This window comes from Mesorhizobium sp. M7A.F.Ca.AU.001.01.1.1 (assembly GCF_004022735.1).
GTDB lineage: Bacteria > Pseudomonadota > Alphaproteobacteria > Rhizobiales > Rhizobiaceae > Mesorhizobium > Mesorhizobium ciceri.
This window is the reverse complement of the sequence record NZ_RZPF01001071.1, coordinates 1-1,432: the sequence shown is the minus strand read 5'-3', so window position 1 is coordinate 1,432 and position 1,432 is coordinate 1. Positions and strand designations below refer to the sequence as shown.

The 1,432-nt window shown below is 67.6% G+C and carries 4 protein-coding genes; all 4 read right to left on the bottom strand.

The genetic code is table 11. The features are described from left to right. Nucleotides 1-128 precede the first annotated feature (128 nt). Nucleotides 129-314 (bottom strand): hypothetical protein, encoded by a 186-nt coding sequence (locus EN884_RS35900; protein ID WP_063168556.1) that lies wholly within the window; start codon nucleotides 312-314, stop codon nucleotides 129-131. Then, nucleotides 299-532, bottom strand: a complete 234-nt coding sequence (locus EN884_RS35895) for a phage-related exported protein (RefSeq protein ID WP_013530787.1) — start codon at nucleotides 530-532, stop codon at nucleotides 299-301. Before EN884_RS35895 ends, EN884_RS35900 begins: the two co-directional genes overlap by 16 nt. 1 nt (nucleotide 533) lies before the next feature. Then, complete coding sequence (locus EN884_RS35890) at nucleotides 534-749, bottom strand: hypothetical protein (RefSeq protein WP_063168557.1); 216 nt, start codon at nucleotides 747-749, stop codon at nucleotides 534-536. Next, nucleotides 746-1,432, bottom strand: a 687-nt coding sequence (locus EN884_RS35885; RefSeq protein ID WP_128361123.1) for a glycosyl hydrolase 108 family protein, incomplete at its 5' end; no start/stop codon positions are given. The genes EN884_RS35885 and EN884_RS35890, both read right to left, overlap by 4 nt.

The window sequence follows — 1,432 nt, the reverse complement described above, 5'->3', positions numbered from 1 at the left end:
GCAGATCGGCGAGGCCACCATTTCGCGCAGCTTGTAGCGATGCCGCGACAGCGCGCGCAGAACGCCGCCGGCGAGACCCGCCGCCACGACCGGTCCCTTGATGCCGAGCAGGTCGAAAAGATCGTTCATCATGGCCTCCAGCCGCAAAATTTCTGACCCTTTTCGTTGTGAGCCAGGATCGCCGCCACCGACGCGTCGGAAAGGGCCGCCGCCTCTGCCCTTGTCGGCCGGATGGGATGCCCGGCCGCGCAGAACGATCCGCCTGATGTGGTGCAGCCGGCCAGCAGGAGCGAGAGCGCTATGATTTTGACCATCTGGCCAGCCTCCCTCTGTTGTCGTCCGGCGCCCGGCCGGCGACGGCATCGTCGATCTCCTGGGCTTCGGTGCGCGCCGCGGCGTCGGCGGCATCCTGCCTGGCCTTCTGGTTGGCCTTGCCCTTGGCGTAGGCCGTCCAGACACCGGCGAGCGCGGCGCCCATTGCCAGAAGATACGGCCAGGCCTGGCCAAGCAGCGCGAAAGCGAGTGTTCCCATCTCATGTCTCCTTGGCCGGCGCGACCATGCCGCGCGGCCCGTCACGCACCGCGTTGATGATGATCTTGGCAAGGGCAATGGCGCCGCTGATCTGAAGGGCGGTGCGGTCGCTCACGCCGAGCAGCGTCCAGTCAAAGCCGGCGAGCGCGCCGCCGCAGATGATGGCGATCAGCGTGTTGAGGAGATTGTGCAGCGCATTGGTGTTGAACCATGTCATCGAAACAGGCTTCCGAAAAAATCGGCGATCTGATGCCGGACGGCCGCGAGCGCTCCGGCCATGAGAACGAGGAGGCCGGCCACGGCAGCCGTCTTGCCGCCGGGCGTCGGCTGCTCGAGACGAACCGACGGCGCCCCATTGGCCGATGTTTCGACCCTGGGCGGCGCCGCCGCGGTCACCGGTGCGGCGGGGCGCTGCGCCGACATCAGCAGGGCCTGAACCCGCACCGACCTGACCCGATCCGACCAGCCGCGCCCGAATGTTGCCCATGTCGGCAACCGCTTCAGGAACGCCAGCCGCGCATCGCAAAGTGCATCGATGGTCACACCGGCCGGCTTTGCCTTGGCCGCCGCGACGGTGACCGGTCCGATCCGGCCGTCCTGCGCAACGCCGACGGCCGCCTGCAGATATTTGGCCGCCCGGCCAGGCCCGCTGTTGACGGCGAAATCGAATACCGCGTGATCGACGCCATCGGGCAACTCGGCGCCGAGCACAGCGTCCCAGTAGAAGCGGCGATAGACGGTGGCGACCTGCGCGTCGCTGATCGCGCGCAGATCCGCCTTTGTCGCGCCCGCCTTCACATAGCGGCGGAAGCTGGCAAGCGTCACGCCCTTCATGGTGGCGCCGCCAGGATCGGCCAGATGGTCCGACCACCCGCCTTCCGATTTGAGAACAAGCGCAAG